The organism is Paenarthrobacter sp. PAE-2, from assembly GCF_026013155.1.
GTDB classification, from domain to species: Bacteria; Actinomycetota; Actinomycetes; order Actinomycetales; family Micrococcaceae; genus Arthrobacter; species Arthrobacter ureafaciens.
In genome coordinates this window covers 25,689-42,181 of the sequence record NZ_JAPDNV010000021.1, presented here as the reverse complement: position 1 = coordinate 42,181, position 16,493 = coordinate 25,689, and the positions used below count along the sequence as shown (strand labels likewise).

Annotated in this window: 13 protein-coding genes and 1 tRNA gene; 9 read left to right on the top strand and 5 right to left on the bottom strand. The window is 64.3% G+C overall.

Going from position 1 to position 16,493, the window contains the following annotated elements; all coding sequences use genetic code 11:
* Positions 1–7 precede the first annotated feature (7 nt).
* The 3 genes from OCL88_RS13745 to OCL88_RS13735 are packed head-to-tail and all read right to left on the bottom strand — an operon-like array spanning position 8 to position 2,461.
* Positions 8–1,036: a glycosyltransferase family 4 protein gene (locus tag OCL88_RS13745; protein ID WP_264962870.1), complete on the bottom strand. Its 1,029-nt coding sequence runs from the start codon at positions 1,034–1,036 to the stop codon at positions 8–10.
* Between the two features lie 9 nt (positions 1,037–1,045).
* Positions 1,046–1,444, bottom strand: a complete 399-nt coding sequence (locus tag OCL88_RS13740) for a 6-pyruvoyl trahydropterin synthase family protein (RefSeq protein WP_264962869.1) — start codon at positions 1,442–1,444, stop codon at positions 1,046–1,048.
* A gap of 3 nt (positions 1,445–1,447) precedes the next feature.
* Positions 1,448–2,461, bottom strand: coding sequence for a zinc-dependent alcohol dehydrogenase (locus OCL88_RS13735; RefSeq protein ID WP_264962868.1), 1,014 nt, complete (start codon positions 2,459–2,461; stop codon positions 1,448–1,450).
* 114 nt (positions 2,462–2,575) lie between these two features.
* Between OCL88_RS13735 and OCL88_RS13730 the strand changes: the two genes are divergently transcribed.
* The 3 genes from OCL88_RS13730 to OCL88_RS13720 all read left to right on the top strand — a co-directional run bounded on the left by OCL88_RS13730 (position 2,576) and on the right by OCL88_RS13720 (position 5,818).
* Positions 2,576–2,665: transfer RNA gene (locus OCL88_RS13730), tRNA-Ser, on the top strand.
* A gap of 430 nt (positions 2,666–3,095) precedes the next feature.
* Entirely contained in the window at positions 3,096–4,460 is a 1,365-nt protein-coding gene (locus OCL88_RS13725) for an ArnT family glycosyltransferase (protein ID WP_264962867.1), read from the top strand.
* A 92-nt stretch (positions 4,461–4,552) separates the two neighbouring features.
* Positions 4,553–5,818 (top strand): glycoside hydrolase family 5 protein, encoded by a 1,266-nt coding sequence (locus tag OCL88_RS13720; protein WP_264962866.1) that lies wholly within the window; start codon positions 4,553–4,555, stop codon positions 5,816–5,818.
* On the opposite strand, the gene OCL88_RS13715 is transcribed toward OCL88_RS13720, so the two are convergent.
* On the bottom strand, positions 5,815–6,807 hold the full coding sequence (locus OCL88_RS13715; protein ID WP_166187634.1) for an Lrp/AsnC family transcriptional regulator: 993 nt from the start codon (positions 6,805–6,807) through the stop codon (positions 5,815–5,817). The two genes, OCL88_RS13720 and OCL88_RS13715, sit on opposite strands and share 4 nt — an antisense overlap.
* A 96-nt stretch (positions 6,808–6,903) precedes the next feature.
* Between OCL88_RS13715 and OCL88_RS13710 the strand changes: the two genes are divergently transcribed.
* The 6 genes from OCL88_RS13710 (at position 6,904) to OCL88_RS13685 (ending at position 15,830) form a co-directional block, all read left to right on the top strand.
* A complete protein-coding gene (locus OCL88_RS13710) occupies positions 6,904–7,689 on the top strand; it encodes an RNA polymerase sigma factor (RefSeq protein ID WP_264962865.1) in 786 nt (261 codons plus the stop codon).
* A gap of 43 nt (positions 7,690–7,732) precedes the next feature.
* Positions 7,733–8,350 (top strand): hypothetical protein, encoded by a 618-nt coding sequence (locus tag OCL88_RS13705; protein WP_264962864.1) that lies wholly within the window; start codon positions 7,733–7,735, stop codon positions 8,348–8,350.
* A 105-nt stretch (positions 8,351–8,455) separates the two neighbouring features.
* Positions 8,456–9,181, top strand: coding sequence for a YcnI family protein (locus OCL88_RS13700; RefSeq protein ID WP_264962882.1), 726 nt, complete (start codon positions 8,456–8,458; stop codon positions 9,179–9,181).
* A gap of 103 nt (positions 9,182–9,284) precedes the next feature.
* Positions 9,285–9,926, top strand: coding sequence for a DUF4232 domain-containing protein (locus tag OCL88_RS13695; RefSeq protein WP_264962863.1), 642 nt, complete (start codon positions 9,285–9,287; stop codon positions 9,924–9,926).
* 56 nt (positions 9,927–9,982) lie between these two features.
* Positions 9,983–15,007, top strand: a complete 5,025-nt coding sequence (locus OCL88_RS13690) for a DEAD/DEAH box helicase (RefSeq protein ID WP_264962862.1) — start codon at positions 9,983–9,985, stop codon at positions 15,005–15,007.
* Complete coding sequence (locus tag OCL88_RS13685; protein ID WP_264962861.1) at positions 15,000–15,830, top strand: DNA-formamidopyrimidine glycosylase family protein; 831 nt, start codon at positions 15,000–15,002, stop codon at positions 15,828–15,830. Before OCL88_RS13690 ends, OCL88_RS13685 begins: the two co-directional genes overlap by 8 nt.
* Here OCL88_RS13685 and OCL88_RS13680 read toward each other — a convergent pair.
* Positions 15,797–16,471: a YczE/YyaS/YitT family protein gene (locus tag OCL88_RS13680; protein ID WP_264962860.1), complete on the bottom strand. Its 675-nt coding sequence runs from the start codon at positions 16,469–16,471 to the stop codon at positions 15,797–15,799. The genes OCL88_RS13685 and OCL88_RS13680 overlap by 34 nt on opposite strands.
* Between the last annotated feature and the right edge of the window lie 22 nt (positions 16,472–16,493).

The window sequence follows — 16,493 nt, the reverse complement described above, 5'->3', positions numbered from 1 at the left end:
ATGGCAGTTAATGCCAATCGGAGGCCTCGGGATTGGCATTAACTGTCATCTCGATGGCCATAAGAACGGTCTGGGCAGTAGTCTCCCAGCTCTGAAGCCGCCCACGGGCTGCCAAGGCCGCGTCCCGCCACGTCCGGCGTAGCTCCGCGTCGGTGAGCCACGTCCTGAGCGCTTCGGCCAGGACCCCGGGGGCGTCGAGATCCAAGGCAGCTCCTGCACCGCTCCCACCCAACGCCTCCACGGCACCGGTCCCCTGCCTTACCAGCACCGGAACTCCATGCGCCAGTGACTCGACAACCACCATGCCAAAAGCCTCGGATGTGGAGATCAGCACACTGAGGTCAGCCATGTGCCATTGGTCTTCGAGGGCTTCCCCACCCAGCTCACCGGCGAAGGTCACCCGGCTTTCCAGTCCGTGATGTTCGACGGCGGCCCGCACCTTTGCTGCGTAGACCGGGTCCGCATCCGGCGAACCAACCAGCACCGCGCTCCACGGCAGGTCCGTCAGTTGGCTGAGCGCCTCAACCAGCGAAGTCTGTTGCTTGTTGGGCAGCAACGCTGACACGGCCACGATACGCAGCGGATCCGAGCCCGCCGCGATGATCCCCGGCTCAACTCCGGGCCTTGATACGAGGATGTCCAAGTCCCCGTGCCTGGCCCGCAGTTCGCTTGCGGCATGCTCGCTTGGACAGATCACGCCGCTGGCAGCAGCAAGCGCCTTCCCCTCGAGTTGCGGGTGATCTGCCAGCGCCATGTGCGACAGGATCCAGGTGCTGGTTCCCGAAGCCACCGCGGCGGCCACTTCATCAGGCGCCCCGCTAGCAACCAAGCCGTCGGCAATCACTGTTGTGCCGCCGTCGAGCGCTTGCGCGAAACGTTTCCGGTCCGCTTCGCTGCCCACCGGCCAGTCGCCGTCGACGGTTACTGTCTCAACCTGCGCGCCGAGCGCGGTCAGGTGCTGTGCGAGCGCGGCGTTGTACTTGTTGCCGCCGGACCCGTGCCGGATGTTGCCCGGGACGACGAAGCGGATGTCCACGTGCCTGGCCTAGTTGCCCGGAAGCTCCAGCGAATAGCCCGCCCAGGCGTCGGGGTTTTCGCGCAGGACGACGTCGATGCCGGACAGCGCGGGACCGTCGTCGGTGCTCTTGATGCGGGCTGCCATGACGTCCGCGATGTGCTTGGCGAGCGCTTCCGTGGTGGAGAGCTTGCCCTTGAACGCCGGGTGTTCGTCCAGGTTCTTGTAGTTCAGGTCGGCGAGGATTTCCTCGAGGATGCCGCCGGCGGCGCCGATGTCCAGCACGATTGCGTCGTCGTTGAGTTCACGACGGCGGAACGACACCTCGGCGACGAAGGTGGCGCCATGCAGGCCCTGGGCCGGGCCAAACGCCTCCCGGGGAAGGCTGTGGGCGACCATGAAATGGCGTCGGACGGTCAGGCTGAACATGTCTTATTCCTCCGGCTGTGGGTAGGCGACCACGTGGCAGAAGCCACCGGGCCGTTCGAACAACTTAACAAGCGTGGTGGGCAGGTTTTGGAACGTGCACTCACTGGTGATGAACGTGTCGAAGAGCGGGTCCTTCAGCTGTTTCGCTGCTTCGTGCAGGCGTTGGCCGTTGGTCCTCCGGTGCCTCCTTGGGAGGGCTACGGCGCCCACCTGGCTGGAGCGGATGTTGAGCCGACGGGCGTGGAAATCCTCGCCGAGGGGCAGGGTGACTTCCTTGTCGGCGAACCACGAAAGTTCGATCACGTCCGAATCGTCACCGGCCAGTTGGAGGCTGAGCTTGAGGCCTTCGTTGGAGGCGGAACAGTGGAAGACGATGTCGCAGTCATCCATGGCTTCAGCTGGGGCTGCGAACCGGATGCCCAGCTTCCGGGCGAGTTCTTCCTTGCCGGGATCGGCGTCCACGAGTTCCAACCGGTCCAGTGGATACTTGCGCAGGAGCGTCGCCAGGACCCCACCCACCAAACCGCCGCCGACGACGGCCACACGGTCACCGAGCCGGGGGCCGGCCTCCCAAATGGCGTTGATGGCGACTTCCACAATGCCGGTCAGCACCGCGCGGCGTGCCGGGACATCGTCCGGGATGGCAGTGAGCTGGCTGGTGGGAAAGACAAAATGGTCCTGGTGCGGGTGGAGTGCGAAGACCGTCTTGCCCAGCCATTCATGCGGGCCTTGCTCGACGACGCCAACGTTCAAGTAGCCGTACTTCACGGGGCCCGGGAAGTCGCCTTCCTGGTGGGGCGCGTGCATCAGGTCCGCAACCCGCTCCGGAACGCGACCCTCGTGCACCACCCGCTCCGTCCCCCGGCTGACGCCCGAGTACAGCGTTCGGACCAGCGCTTCGCCGTCCTGCGGGGCTTCGATGGCTTCCCTACGGAGTTCTCCGTGGCCCGATTCCGTAACCCAGTAGGCCTGCGCTGTGTCCGGGCGGTGCTCGCCCTGGCTGTGAGAGATCGTCATGATGCTTATGAATCTATCGTTGCTGTGCGCGGGACGGAAGTTGACCCTTGATCCGTCTCTGCGGAGACGGCCGTTTTGGGGAACAGGGCCCAACTCCGGTACCCTATTTCAGTTGGTGACGTGTCCGAGCGGCCGAAGGTGCAACACTCGAAATGTTGTTTGGTGTAACAGCCAACGTGGGTTCAAATCCCACCGTCACCGCCATATAGCGAGGCCCCGGTTCCCTTTGTTTGAGGGGAACCGGGGCCTTTTGCTTTGCCGGATCGAATACACGGCAATTCCCGCGTCACGGATTCCCGGATGTCCGCACTTGCACATAAGTGAGGGGCTTCCAGCCGAGCTGCGAAGCCCGATCTTTGCACTTCGCAGGATGTAGGTACAGCACCCGCCCAATGCGAACACCATTTTGGAGGGCATCATCAACTTGCTTAAGCCAAGCGTACCGGCATCGGAAACGAGCAAGCCGCAGCCCGCCGGCTCGATCCAGAGGCTAATTCGGCAACCCATGTGGGTGGGAGTGTTATTGGCGCTCTTGGCCTTGGAGTTTCGGGCATCCGGCGTTCAGCGCGCAAACGATGTGTTCATCGACGAAGTGACCTACGCAGACTTGGCTGGGCAAATAGCAGGCGGCCACATGCCATCCATTCTGGGCAAACCCTTTTTCCTTCATCCCCCAGGCTCCTACGCTCTCAACGCTTTGGTCATGCGCCTGTGCAGCCTTGAAGGGCACCCCATGGATGTGGCCTTGCAACTGCGCTGGGTCAACACTGTCCTCGGCACAGTGACAGTGGTTGTCTGCTTTCTTGTGGTCCGCCGACTGGTTGGGACGGGGCCCGCTGCGCTGGCCTGCATCGTCCTGGCAAGTGACCCGTTTGTGCTTCGCATGGACGGACGGCTCATGATGGAGCCACCCGCAGGCTTAGCCGTTCTTTCGGGGTGGCTCCTGGTGTTGCTGTTGCTTAACCGCAAGTGGCGGGCCGCACGCCTATGGCTTGAGATCTGCGCCGGACTGGTCTTTGGGCTCGCCATCGTCACAAAAGATATGACCGTAGTGTTCACTGTGGTCCCACTGCTGCTCGGCGTGTTCTGGCGCAACACCGTTCCCCCTCTGACTGCCATGCGGGTAATCGCCGCGGCCATGGTCCCTTACGCAATTTATCTGGGGTGGATTACCGCCAGCGGGTTGCTGCCGCAGTTCGTGGACCAGAAGTCGGTGGGTGTCCTGAGGATGGCCGGCGCTGTCCAGATGACCGGCTTCAATTCAGTGGCGGGCGTTAGTTTGACGGACCGGCTCATGGATATGGTCGGTCGGTTCGGAACCAGCTATGTACTGTTGGGGCTTTCCATCGTTGCCGGTGCAATCGCCGCTTTTTCCCCTTTGGCGGACCGTCGCGTGATCGGTTTGTTCTCTCTGCTGACAGGCTTGGTTGGTATCTACTCGGTCTTTTTTGGAGCGGCGGAGGAACAATTCGGCTACTGCGTGGTGCTGGCGGCACTGGTTTCGACGCCCGTGGCGGTCATGATGGTGGTCGACTGGCTCCCGCGGCTTCGCTGGACCGCCGTCACGGCCTCCGCATTGATGGTCGTGCTCAGTCTCGCGCTGGGGATACAGGCCAGGTCAGTGGTGGATGACGGTCTTGTCAGTGCACGGGATTGGATGAACACCGAACTGCCCGCGTCCTCGAAGGTGGGTCTGACGTCCGTGACAGGCGAGTTCGCGTTGCTGCCGCATGAAGGTTGGGAAGTTCTGCCATCCCTGCTGTCCCTCAGGGATGGAGGCGCACAGTACGTTCTGACCCAAGGACGGCAGCTGGGCGAGGGCTACGGCTATGCAGCACCAGAGCTCCTGGACTGGCTGCAGAACAACGCCAAGCCGGTTTTCACCTTCACCGGTCCGACGTCCGGGGACACGGTCGTTTGGCAGTTGGACCGAACCAAACTCGACGCCGCGGTGGCCGGAGGACTGACTCTCCCCCCGATCAGCGGCGGGTACCGGTGAATCGCCGGATCCTCTCGACTGTGTTGGCGGTGACGATGGCAAGTGCGGGGGCCGGATGCAGCGTTGGGCCCGATCAAGGCGTACCCGGCTCCATGTCATTCGGGGTTTTGGGCGCCACCTGCGCTCCCGATCGACTCGCCGCGCTCCGAGACGCCGGAATCTCCGTTGTTGAGCTGCCGTTGGCCTGGGATCGCTACCAGCCGGTGGATAGGCGCGTGGACCGCCACTACGTTGCTCAGGTACAACAACAGCTGGCTGACTGTCGTGACGCCGGCATGCAAGTCGTGCTGTCCCCCGGCATGCACTACCCGCCCAAGTGGGTGCGAAAACTGCCCGGTGGTTCACTGAAGGGAAGCGCAGGAGGCACTCCCAAAAAAGCCGGGGCCGAGCTGGTCTTCAGCGCCAAGGTCCGGGACGCCGCCCATGAATACCTGGCAGGCTTCCTTCCGGAGCTGGGATTCAATGGCATCGCAGCGATACGCGTAGGCACGAATGCCGGCGGGGAGATGGGGTACCCGGGGCCTCACGATGGCGGAAATGAACGCGAGTTCTGGGCATTTGGCGATGCTCCGCAGTCCGGCAAAGGCCTGGCTGAAGACGTATCGCCGTCCCCGATGCCGGGGTGGGTTCCGGGCTCCCGTTCATGGAACGGGAGTTCAGTGACTATCGGGCAGGTCCAGGGGTGGTGGGACTGGTACACCCGATCTGTGGTCGATGCGGTGGTATGGCAAATACAGGAGCTACGGGACCTCGGATATCAGGGACGAGTGCATGTACCTGTTGCCGGCCGCGGGGTCCTGCCCGCGGATAAAGCGAAAGCCATAAAAGGACGTCTGGACGGGCGAGCCAATCCGGACGGCGCCCAGGAACGGGGCCTGGACTACCCGGCCCAATTAGAGGTCCTGTCAACGCTGCCGGGAGTGGACGTGGATTTCACCGGCCTGGACGACATTTCCGACGTCGAAGCGCGCAATGCTTCACCGCCGCAGGACCAATGCCGCCCAAGCGATGATGAGGATGTGCGGCAGGAAGACGTCTCTCTGTGGTCGTCCCACAGGTACACGAGCGCCTTGGCCCGACGCGCCGGCCTGGGATTGGTGGGGGAAAACCCCGGCCCCGCGGACTGGCCATTTACGGGAGGTTCGCCGCGCTCAGACACCCTTTCCGATCAGCTGCGAAGAGCCCCGCAATATGCGAAGGAATGCGGCATGACTATGTTCTTGTTCGGTTTCGAAGCGTGTTTGTTCGAGGGCAAAGAGCACAACGAAAGCGGGGTCAACGTTGATGACTACAAAAAAGCCATCCAGGAAACCCGAGCCCTGCAGTACCCGGAACGATCCCGAAAACCGCCAGTCTAAATCTCCTGGATGATCCGCCTGCCGTCCGTGTCCAGGCGCTTGCCCATGTGCTTCGGTGTCCGCAGCACAATTGACCGGTCGGCGATCTCCACGTAGGGCAGCTGCTCGCCGAGTTGGCGCTCCAGCACAGCCATGTCCTCGACCCCGCGCAACCACACCGCCATCGCGATGGAGTGCGTGCCGCCCGTCGTGACCACCAGCCGCGCTTCGTTCAATCCGGCCAGGCTGGCGGCGACAATGTCGACCTTCGACGCCGGGGCGCTCAGGAAGTACCAGACGCAGACCGGCCAGGGTGAGGATGTCCGCGCCAGTTCCAGCCGGACCACCACCCTTTGCGAACCCAGGACGTTGGCCAGCGCGGTCTTTGCCCTTGCAGGGCTGATACGCAGCAATCGGGCAAGGTCGGCCACGGACGCCCTGCCGTCCATCAGCAGGATCCCGGCCAAATCCTTCTCGACCTCGGCACTAACTGCCGAGGCCCGCGGAGTTGGCAACGGCACAGCCCTTTCGAGCGCCCGCACTTCGTCGGTCGCCAAGGACCTCAGACGCCACTTCCGTGCATCCGTGATCATCCTGGTGACCCGGTGCGTACGCGTGCTGGTGATCCCCTCCACTGCGGGAATCCGGTCCAGGAGAAACGTGGAAAGTTCGGCGTCGGTACTGCAGAAGACCGTAAGAACAAGGTCACGGGCTCCGGCGGTTTGGTCGACGGAAACCACCTCCCGGTCGCGGACCAGATCTTGAATGACTGCCGACATCATGGACGGTGCACACCTGACATCGATGATGGCACCAACAAACCTGGCTCCGGATCCTTTATAGGACGTCATCCAGGCGAGCCCTCGGTCCTGAAGGACGTTCCACCTCCGTGCAAGCGTGACGGCGTCGGCGCCAACCACTGGAGCCAAAGCCGTCCATGGTGCCCTGGGCCTCACTTGGAGGGCATGCAAAAGCCTCAGGTCACGCTCGTCGAAATCGAAATCCTGCATGGGCAGTCCGTTTTTCCCACTTTCCTGCATCTTCGGTGAATCCAATCATGCTCTTCCTAGGTTTGGGCCGCTCGCCCCGACCCTGAAAGGCAAAGTGTGGAACCCCCAACCACTGCAGCCGCCGACTCCCCCAATGCCCGCGACAATCACCTGATAGAACTCGTCCGGCAAGGACACCTGTCCGCATTCGATGAACTTTACAGACGCCATAAAAATGCAGCCGTTTACGTGGCACGGAGGGAGGCAGACAACCCCAGCGACGTGGACGATGTTGTTGCCGAAGCCTTCCTGGCCGTACTCGTGGCTTTGGAAGCCGGCAAAGGACCGAACGCGTACTTCCGCTCCTATGTGCTGACCACGACGCGCCGGATGGCCCACCAACGCAACGCCGCCGCCAGGCGCCGGGCGGCCTTTGACCGGGACAGGGCGCTCGCGCAAACAAGCCAGGAGGCAGACGCCTTCGTCGCACTGTTCGAATCAGCCACCCTGCTGCGGGCCTTCCGCTCGCTCCCCACCCGATGGCAACGGGTGCTGTGGTGCGTGGACATTGAGGGGATGAGGCACACCGAGGCGGGAGAATACGTGGGGGTGAACCCCAACGGCGTTGCCTCGCTACTGATCCGTGCCCGCGAGGGTCTCCGCCAGGCGTATCTCCAGGCACACGTCCGCCAGCCCGCCGGCAAAGGCTGTTCCGAAATCTCGCAGCTCCTGGTGCGGTTGGCGCGGGACTCAGCGACCGCCGTCGGCAGGAGGCGGGCAGAAAGCCATCTGGCGGGCTGCCTGCACTGCGCCGAAGCACTGTCCGAGCTTCTGGAGATCGAACGCACCCTGAGGCCGTCCTCGCATGAACGCTCCGCAAGCCCTTCCCAGAAATCCCGATAGAATCGGAGGTGCCCAAGCAGCCGGCCAACACAGGGAGGACACAGTGCGCACTCTGCAGCACCGGACTCCCTTCCATGCCTTGCGCTCTTCGGCGATCGCCACGGTGATCGTGCTGCTGGCCGCAAGTGCCCACGTTGCCGGCGGCGGCGAACTCCCCACGTTCCCGGTCCTCTTGGCGCTGGTTGCGGTAACGGGCCTGGCCACCACCTTCGCTTCCCGGTTCAAGCTGAACCTTGTGGCAATGTCCGCGCTTCTGGGCGCGAGCCAGTTCGTCCTGCACGACGCTTTCAGCGCCTTTGCACCAGTGGGTGTTGACGGACCACGAGGCAGTCACCACGTGGGAACCGAGCTCCTGACACCCGTCCTGGACCCCGCTGCCCACCTTCATGATCCGGGAACCGCCGCCGGAGCCCTCATGCTGGTGGCGCACGCTCTGGCCACCGTCGCGTCCGCAGTTGCCTTGTCGAAGGGCGAGGATGCGCTGTGGCAGCTTGCAGCCTGGCTCCGGCCGCTTGCTGTACTGCCCACGCTGCTTTTCAAGCCCGACGCCGGCGCCACGCCACTCGCCGTCGGCGCACCCGTGGTTTTCATCCCGCGCCCGTGGCGCAACCTCAGGCAAGACAGCCGGCGCGGTCCGCCGTCCGCCGTCGTGCATTCCTGACTCCGCCCGGCACCAAAGTCCACAACAAGCGAAAGCCTTGTGAGGTGACGGGCTAAAACCCGTACCCTGCGCCCCTTGAGGCGCACCCTGAAAGGCAATCCCATGATGAAATCCGCCCTCCGCCATACCGTAACCGCGACCGCCGTCGCCGGTGGAACCGCCGCCTTGATGATGGCCGGACTGGCCGGAGCCTCCGCCCACGTTGGGGCCGATCCCAACAAGACCGCCGCCAACTCATACGCGCTGGTGACGTTCGGCATTCCGCACGGCTGCGACACTTCCCCCACAACAAAGCTGACCATCACGCTGCCTGAGGAACTGACGGACGCGCAGCCCACGGTGAATCCGAACTGGACAGTTGAGAAGGTCACCGAAACCTTCGACACGCCGAAGAAGCTGGACGACGGCACGACGATCACCAAGCGAACCGGCCAGATCGTCTACACGGCAAAGACCCCGCTGGATCCGCACCTGCGGGATGCGGTGGTGTTGTCCGTCAAGCTGCCCGACGCAGCCGGCAAGACCATCTACTTCCCCACGCTGCAGACCTGCGAGCAGGGCCAGGTGGATTGGTCCGAAGTTCCCCAGGATGGCCAGAAAGAGGATGACCTCAAGTCACCCGCCCCTTCGGTGACCATCACCCCCGCCGACTCGTCCGGCGACCACCATGGCGCGTCAACGGAAACCACTGAGCAGGCCGCTTCCGTGACCAGCGACAACTCGACCGCCCTTGGTTGGGCAGGCTTGATCGCCGGCTTGGCGGGCCTGGTTCTGGGAGGCGCGGCGTTCCTCCGCAGCCGGACTGCAAAGACGGGCACAACAACCAAGTAACGCTGCACGATTGGCGCCCGGAAGATCACAATCCGGGCGCCAATCCGTCGCGGTCGCCGTGGCTCAATTGACTCCCGCCACGGCCGCAGCAAGGCTGGTGCCCATGTGGACTCAGCGCATCAAGACCGGACTTTTGACGACGACGGCGGCTGCCTCGCTGCTGATGCTGGCCGCCTGCGGGCCCAGCCCGAGCCCTTCGGGGACCAGCAGCGCACCGCCAAGTTCATCCACGCCGTCCTCTTCGCCCTCGCAGTCGTCGACGTCGGCTGCTCCGTCCGGAAGCAACTCACCGTCGGCAGCCCCCACGTCCGCCGCTCCGGCCGCGCCCGCATTGTGCAAGGCGGACTCGTTGACTGCAACAACGGACGCCACCGGTGGCGGCGCTGCCGGAAGCATCTACGAGAAACTGATTCTGACCAACTCAGGCTCGGCAACCTGTGTCTTGGAAGGCTTCGCCGGGGTGTCCCTCACAGCCAACGCCACGGGAGAACCCATTGGCGAACCGGCCACGCGGGAAACGACCACGCCCGTCACTAGGATCGAGCTGGCCCCCGGCAAGTCCGCATGGGCGGAGCTTCGGTACACGCAGGCCGGGAACTACGGCGACTGCACCAAGGTCCCGGCAGCGGGATACCGCATCTACCCACCCGAAGACACAGCATCCCTGTTCGTCGCCGAACCCCACGATGCCTGCAGCAACATGGGGATCAAGCTCTTGAGCATCACCGCATTCCAAGCGGTCTAAACCGCCTCCCCACGGGCCGGGCTTATTATGTCCGGGCCGTGGGGCATGATGGAGGAATGCAGGAGCAGCAGGCGTCCACAGGCGCCATGAGCCGTTTCAGCCAGGCAACCAGGGAATGGTTCCTCGGCGCTTTCAGTGAGCCCACGGCCGCCCAGGATGGCGCGTGGAATGCCATTTCCTCCGGTTCCCATGCCTTGGTGGTGGCTCCCACCGGTTCGGGAAAAACCCTGGCCGCGTTCCTCTGGGCGTTGGACAGGCTGCACGCTGCACCATCCGATGCTTTGCCGGGACTTGAGGAGGTTCCGGCGCCGGCCAAGGGCCGCGCCAAGCGTCCCAAGACCAAGACCCGTGTCCTCTATATATCGCCGCTCAAGGCTCTCGGCGTGGACGTGGAACGCAACCTTCGCGCCCCCCTGATCGGCATCACGCAAACGGCAAAGCGTTTGGGCCTGCCCGCACCGCTGGTGACGGTTGGCGTCCGTTCGGGAGATACGACGGCGGCAGACCGCCGGTCGTTGCTGTCCAACCCTCCGGACATCCTCATTACAACGCCGGAATCCCTGTTCCTGATGCTGACGTCGCGTGCACGCGAGACGCTCAGTGAAGTGGACACGGTGATCATCGACGAAGTCCACGCTGTTGCCGGCACCAAGCGCGGTGCCCACCTCGCTGTATCGCTGGAACGCCTGGACGCGCTATTGCCCAAGCCCGCTCAACGCATCGGGCTGTCCGCCACCGTGCAGCCGCGCGAGCTGGTGGCCCAATTCCTTGCAGGGCAGGCTCCGGTGGAGATCGTCGCTCCCCCCTCCAAGAAAAACTGGAACCTGACGGTCACCGTGCCTGTTGAGGACATGTCAGACCTCCAGGGTGCTGCCGGCGCGTTCGATTCCGGGCCGGCTTCAGGATTGCAGCCGCAAGCTTCCATCTGGCCGCACGTTGAGGAGCAGATTGTGGATCTGGTCCTCTCCAAACAGTCCACCATTGTCTTTGCCAATTCACGTCGCCTTTCGGAGCGGCTAACCGCCCGGTTGAACGAGATCTACGCGGAACGGCAACTCATGGCGGAGGCGGGTTCACCGTGGGCTGAGCCGGCTGCCGGGAATACGGAGGACTGGGGCGCCGGATCAGTGCAGGATGATGCTTCCGCTGCAGCCCGGGCCAAGGCGCCTGTATCCACCGCAACCCCCGCGCACATGATGGCCCAGGCGGGCAGCACCAGCGGAAGCGATCCCGTTCTGGCCAGGGCCCACCATGGTTCAGTGTCCAAGGACCAACGGGCCATGATCGAGGACGACCTCAAATCCGGCAGGCTGCGCTGTGTTGTTGCAACGTCTTCCCTGGAACTGGGCATCGACATGGGCGCGGTGGACCTTGTCATCCAGGTAGAGTCCCCGCCCTCTGTTGCCAGCGGCCTCCAGCGCGTCGGGCGTGCCGGGCACCAAGTAGGCGAGATCTCCGAGGGCGTCCTCTTCCCCAAGCACCGGGCCGACCTCCTCCACACGAGCGTCACGGTGGAGCGGATGCTCAGTGGACAGATTGAGCGGCTGAGCATCCCCACCAACCCGCTGGACATCCTTGCCCAGCAGACCGTCGCGGCCACCGCGTTGGGGAGCATCGACGTCGAGGAATGGTTCAGCACCGTTCGCCGCTCGGCGCCGTTCGCCAGCCTCCCCCGGTCAGCATTCGAGGCCACGCTGGACCTCCTGGCAGGCCGGTATCCCTCCGATGAGTTTGCCGAGCTGCGGCCCCGCATCGTGTGGGACCGCCACGCGGGAACCATTGAAGGCCGGCCCGGATCCCAGCGGCTGGCAGTGACGTCCGGCGGCACCATTCCCGACCGCGGCCTCTTTGGCGTGTACATCATCGGTACCGAAGTTGAAGGGACCGGTTCCTCCGGTGGCTCTGACGGCGACGGCCCGAGTCCGTCGTCCCGCGCAGCCAAGGGCGGCCGCCGCGTGGGCGAGCTCGACGAGGAAATGGTCTACGAATCCCGCGTCGGGGACGTCTTCGCCCTCGGAGCAACCAGCTGGAAAATCGAGGACATCACGCATGACCGTGTCCTCGTCTCCCCCGCCTTCGGCCAGCCGGGCAAATTGCCGTTCTGGAAGGGTGACTCCCTGGGCCGCCCCGTGGACCTCGGCCGCGCGCTGGGCGCGTTCATCCGGGAACTTTCGGCAGCTGATTCCGGCCCGGCCATGGAACGCTGCCAGGCCAGCGGCTTGGACACCTTTGCGGCAAATAACCTGATTCAGTACCTCGAGGAGCAAAAACAGGCCACCGAGGTTGTGCCCAGCGACCGAACGCTGGTGGTGGAACGCTTCCACGATGAACTGGGTGACTGGCGGGTGGTCCTTCACAGCCCCTTCGGCATGCCGGTCCATGCGCCGTGGGCCCTTGCCGTGGGACAGAGACTCCAGCAGCGTTACGGCCTGGACGGATCGGCAATGGCTGCCGATGACGGCATTGTGCTCAGGGTTCCCATGATGGAGGACGAGCCTCCCGGTGCGGAGCTGTTCCTCTTCGATCCGGAAGAGCTGGAGCAAATTGTCACCGCAGAGGTGGGAGGCAGCGCTCTCTTTGCGTCGCGGTTCCGGGAATGCGCTGCCCGCGCCTTGCTGCTGCCGCGTCAAAACCCCACCAAACGGCAACCGCTATGGCAGCAACGCCAGCGTTCCGCCCAGCTGCTGGATGTCGCCAAGAAGTACCCGTCGTTCCCCATCGTGCTGGAAACCGTGCGCGAATGCTTGCAGGACGTCTACGATCTCCCGGCGCTCAAGGACATCGCAGCCTCCGTGGAACGCAGGGAATTGCGGATAGTCGAAACCACTACGCAGCAGCCATCTCCTTTCGCCAAATCACTGTTGTTCGGCTACGTCGCCCAGTTCCTCTATGAGGGCGACTCCCCCCTCGCCGAGCGCAGGGCTGCGGCACTGGCCCTCGACTCCACCCTCCTGAACGAGCTCCTGGGCAGGGTGGAACTCCGTGAGCTCCTGGACGCGGCAGTCATCGATTCCACCGAGCGGGAGCTGCAACGGCTGGTTCCGGATCGGCGGGTCCGTGGGATGGAAGGCATTGCGGACCTCCTCCGGCTGCTGGGTCCGCTCGACGTGAAGGAAGTAGCCGAGCGTCTGCAAGGGCAGGAACTGGTTCAGGAGCAGGAACAGCTGCTGAACCAGGAACAGTTTCAGGACCACGCGGAGGACCAGGAACTCACCGAAGACAGGGCTCTTCCTCCCGGAACTCCCGCCGAAGCAGAGCAGCACCTGCTGGCACTGCACAAGGCCAACCGCGCCCTCAAGGTGACAATCGGCGGCGTCGAACGCTTTGCCGCCATTGAAGACGCGGCGCGGCTTCGCGATGCAATCGGCGTTCCCCTCCCCATGGGCGTGCCACTGGCCTTTATCGAACCTGTGCAGGACCCGCTGGGAGACCTCGTTTCCCGTTACGCCCGCACGCATGCACCATTCACTGCGGCCGAAGCGGCGACGCGGCTGGGACTGGGCGTCGCCGTCGTCAATACTGCCCTGAAACGGCTGGCTGCAGACGGCAGGGTTGTGGAGGGTGAGTTCCGGCCACACGCCGTCGCCGCAACCCGGGACCCTGAAACCACCGATCCCGAGTTGATGGGCCCGGAAGCTCCTCCTGCCAGCGAATGGTGTGACGCCGAGGTATTGCGGAAATTGCGGCGCCGCTCCCTCGCTGCATTGCGGGCGGAAGTGGAACCGGTCGACGCCGCCGCTTACGGTCGTTTCCTTCCCGCATGGCAAAACGTCAGTGCCCAAGGAAAGTCGAGGGGCTCGGCCTTGCGGGGTCTGGATGGCATCATCACTGCCGTGGACCAGCTTTCCGGGGTTCCCGTCCCGGCATCGGCATGGGAACCGTTGGTGCTGGCCAGCAGGGTGGCCGACTACAAACCGGCGATGCTCGACGAGCTCATGGCAGCGGGTGAACTGCTGTGGTCCGGAGCCGGCCAACTGCCCGGGAACGACGGATGGATCAGCCTACACGTTGCAGACTCCGCCGAACTGACCTTGAATCCTTCGCCGGACTTCGAACCGGGCGATGCCCAGCAGCGCCTGCTGGACTACCTCAGTGCCGGCGGTGGCTACTTCTTCCGGCAGCTGACGGACGTTGCCGGGGGTATGGACGCCGTGCTCAGTGACGACGCCGTCGTCTCAGCGCTGTGGGACCTGGTGTGGGCAGGCAGGGTTACCGGGGATACCTTTGCCCCCGTCCGTGCCATGATCGCCGGGGGACGGACGGCCCACCGGCAAGTTGCGAAAGCCCCGAGGGCCCGTGCACCGCGCATGAGCCGTTTGGGCCGTCACGGTGCAGGCCTCCTTGGCTCCCCGGGATTGAGCGGCGGACGCTACGGTTCAACCGCTGCGTCGGCACCCACGCCGCCGCTCGCCGTCGGGCGTTGGTCCGCGCTTCCTGCCCCGGAGCTCGACCCCACCATCCATGCGCGCGGTACAGCGGAGCTCCTGCTGGACAGGTACGGGGTGGTAACCCGAGGATCCGTCATGGCCGAGAACATCCTGGGTGGGTTTGGGCTGATGTACAAGGTCCTGGCCCGGTTGGAAGAGGCAGGACGGTGCCGCCGGGGCTACTTCATTGAACATCTTGGCGCGGCCCAATTCGCGGTTCCTGCCACAGTGGACAGGCTGCGGTCCTTCACGGAAGACGCCCGGATCTCCAAGGCGGAGCCGTCAGCGTTGGCCCTGGCGGCAACGGACCCGGCGAACCCTTACGGCGCAGCCCTCCCTTGGCCGGGCGTGGCCGGTGAAGCCGGATCGGGACACCGCCCGGGCAGGAAGGCCGGAGCTTTGGTGGTGATGGTCGACGGCGCGTTGGTGCTTTACGTCGAACGTGGCGGCAAGACCCTCCTCACCTTCAGCCATGACGAGGCTGCCTTGACCGTGGCCGCCGAGGCCTTGGTGGGAGTAGTGCGGCGCGGCGCGGTGGACAAACTCTTCATGGAGAAAGTGAACGGCCACGATCTCCTGGAGACCCCCATAGCCGCGGCATTGGCTGCCGCCGGCGCCTACTCCACCCCGAAGGGACTGCGTATCCGTGCCTGAAGGAGATTCCATTTGGCGGGCAGCCCACAAGCTTCACGAAGCTTTGGCAGGCCAGGTCCTCACCGCTTCAGACTTCAGGGTTCCCCGGTTTGCCACACTGAACCTGTCGGGCTGGACCATGGTGGAGGTGGTGCCCCGCGGGAAGCATCTGCTGATGCGACTGGAGGGGCCGGAAGACACCCTGCCCGGTGCCAGCAAGAAATTGCGGGCGTTGACCATCCATTCGCACCTCAAAATGGAGGGCTCATGGATGGTCTACGCGCCCGGGGGCCGATGGACGAAGCCTGGCTATACCGCCCGCTGTGTGCTGAAAACGCCCGTGGCGGACGCGGTGGGGTTCTCCCTGGGCATCCTTGACGTAGTGCCCACCAGCGACGAAGAGAAAATTGTTGGCCACCTCGGGCCTGACCTCCTGGGCCCGGACTGGGACGAAGAGGAGGCCTTGCGGAGGTTGCAGGCCGAACCGGACGTGCCCATTGGCTTCGCCTTGCTGGATCAACGGAAGCTGGCCGGAATCGGCAACATCTACCGCTGTGATTCCTGTTTCCTGTCCGGCGTCCATCCAGCACTACCCGTGGGCCAGGTGCCTGACCTTGCAAAGATCGTCACCGACGCCAAGCGCCTCCTCGGTGAAAACCTTGGGCCCGGGCGCCGGAGTACGCTGGGCCCGCGTGCCATGCGTCCCGGTTACTGGGTATACGGCAGGACCCGCCAACCCTGCCGGCGCTGCGGTACACAGATCCGGCACGGACTCCTCGCGGGACCCGATGGAACCGAAGAACGGGACATCTACTTCTGCCCGCGGTGCCAGCCGGCGCCCTGAACCGACGCCGCAGACTGCGTCAGCACCGCGCCTGCGGCGACACCCGGCTCCGCATCGGGTTTACCCTCCGGGACCATGAACCTTGGAAGCAGCAACTGAACGAGTGGACCAATGGCCAAGGCGTAAACCACCGTGCCTACACCCACCGATCCGCCAAGCAGCCAACCAATCGCCAACACGGTGACCTCGATTCCGGTGCGTACCAGCCGGACGGACCATCCCGTCCGCCGCACGAGGCCTGTCATGAGGCCGTCGCGGGCGCCGGGCCCCAGACGGGCTCCGATGTAGCAGGCCGAAGCGATGCCATTGAGCGCCACCGCTCCCGCCAGCAGGGCGATCTGGCCGCCAAGATGGGAGAACTCCGGGATCAGCCACAAGCCCAGATCCGCAAAGAGGCCCACCAGGACCGCGTTCGCCAGCGTTCCAATACCGGGCATCTGCCGCAGCGGGATCCAGAGGAGAAGCACCAGGAAACTCACCACGATCACCACCACCCCGATGCTGAGGCCCGTCTTTTCCGAGACTCCTTGATGGAACACATCCCAAGGATCAAGGCCAAGGCCGGCTCGAATGAACATCGCCAGGGATATGCCATACATGGCCAGTCCGAGCAGGAGTTGGGTGAGTCTTCGGGTCATCATGAATCCCATAATTCATGAAAAC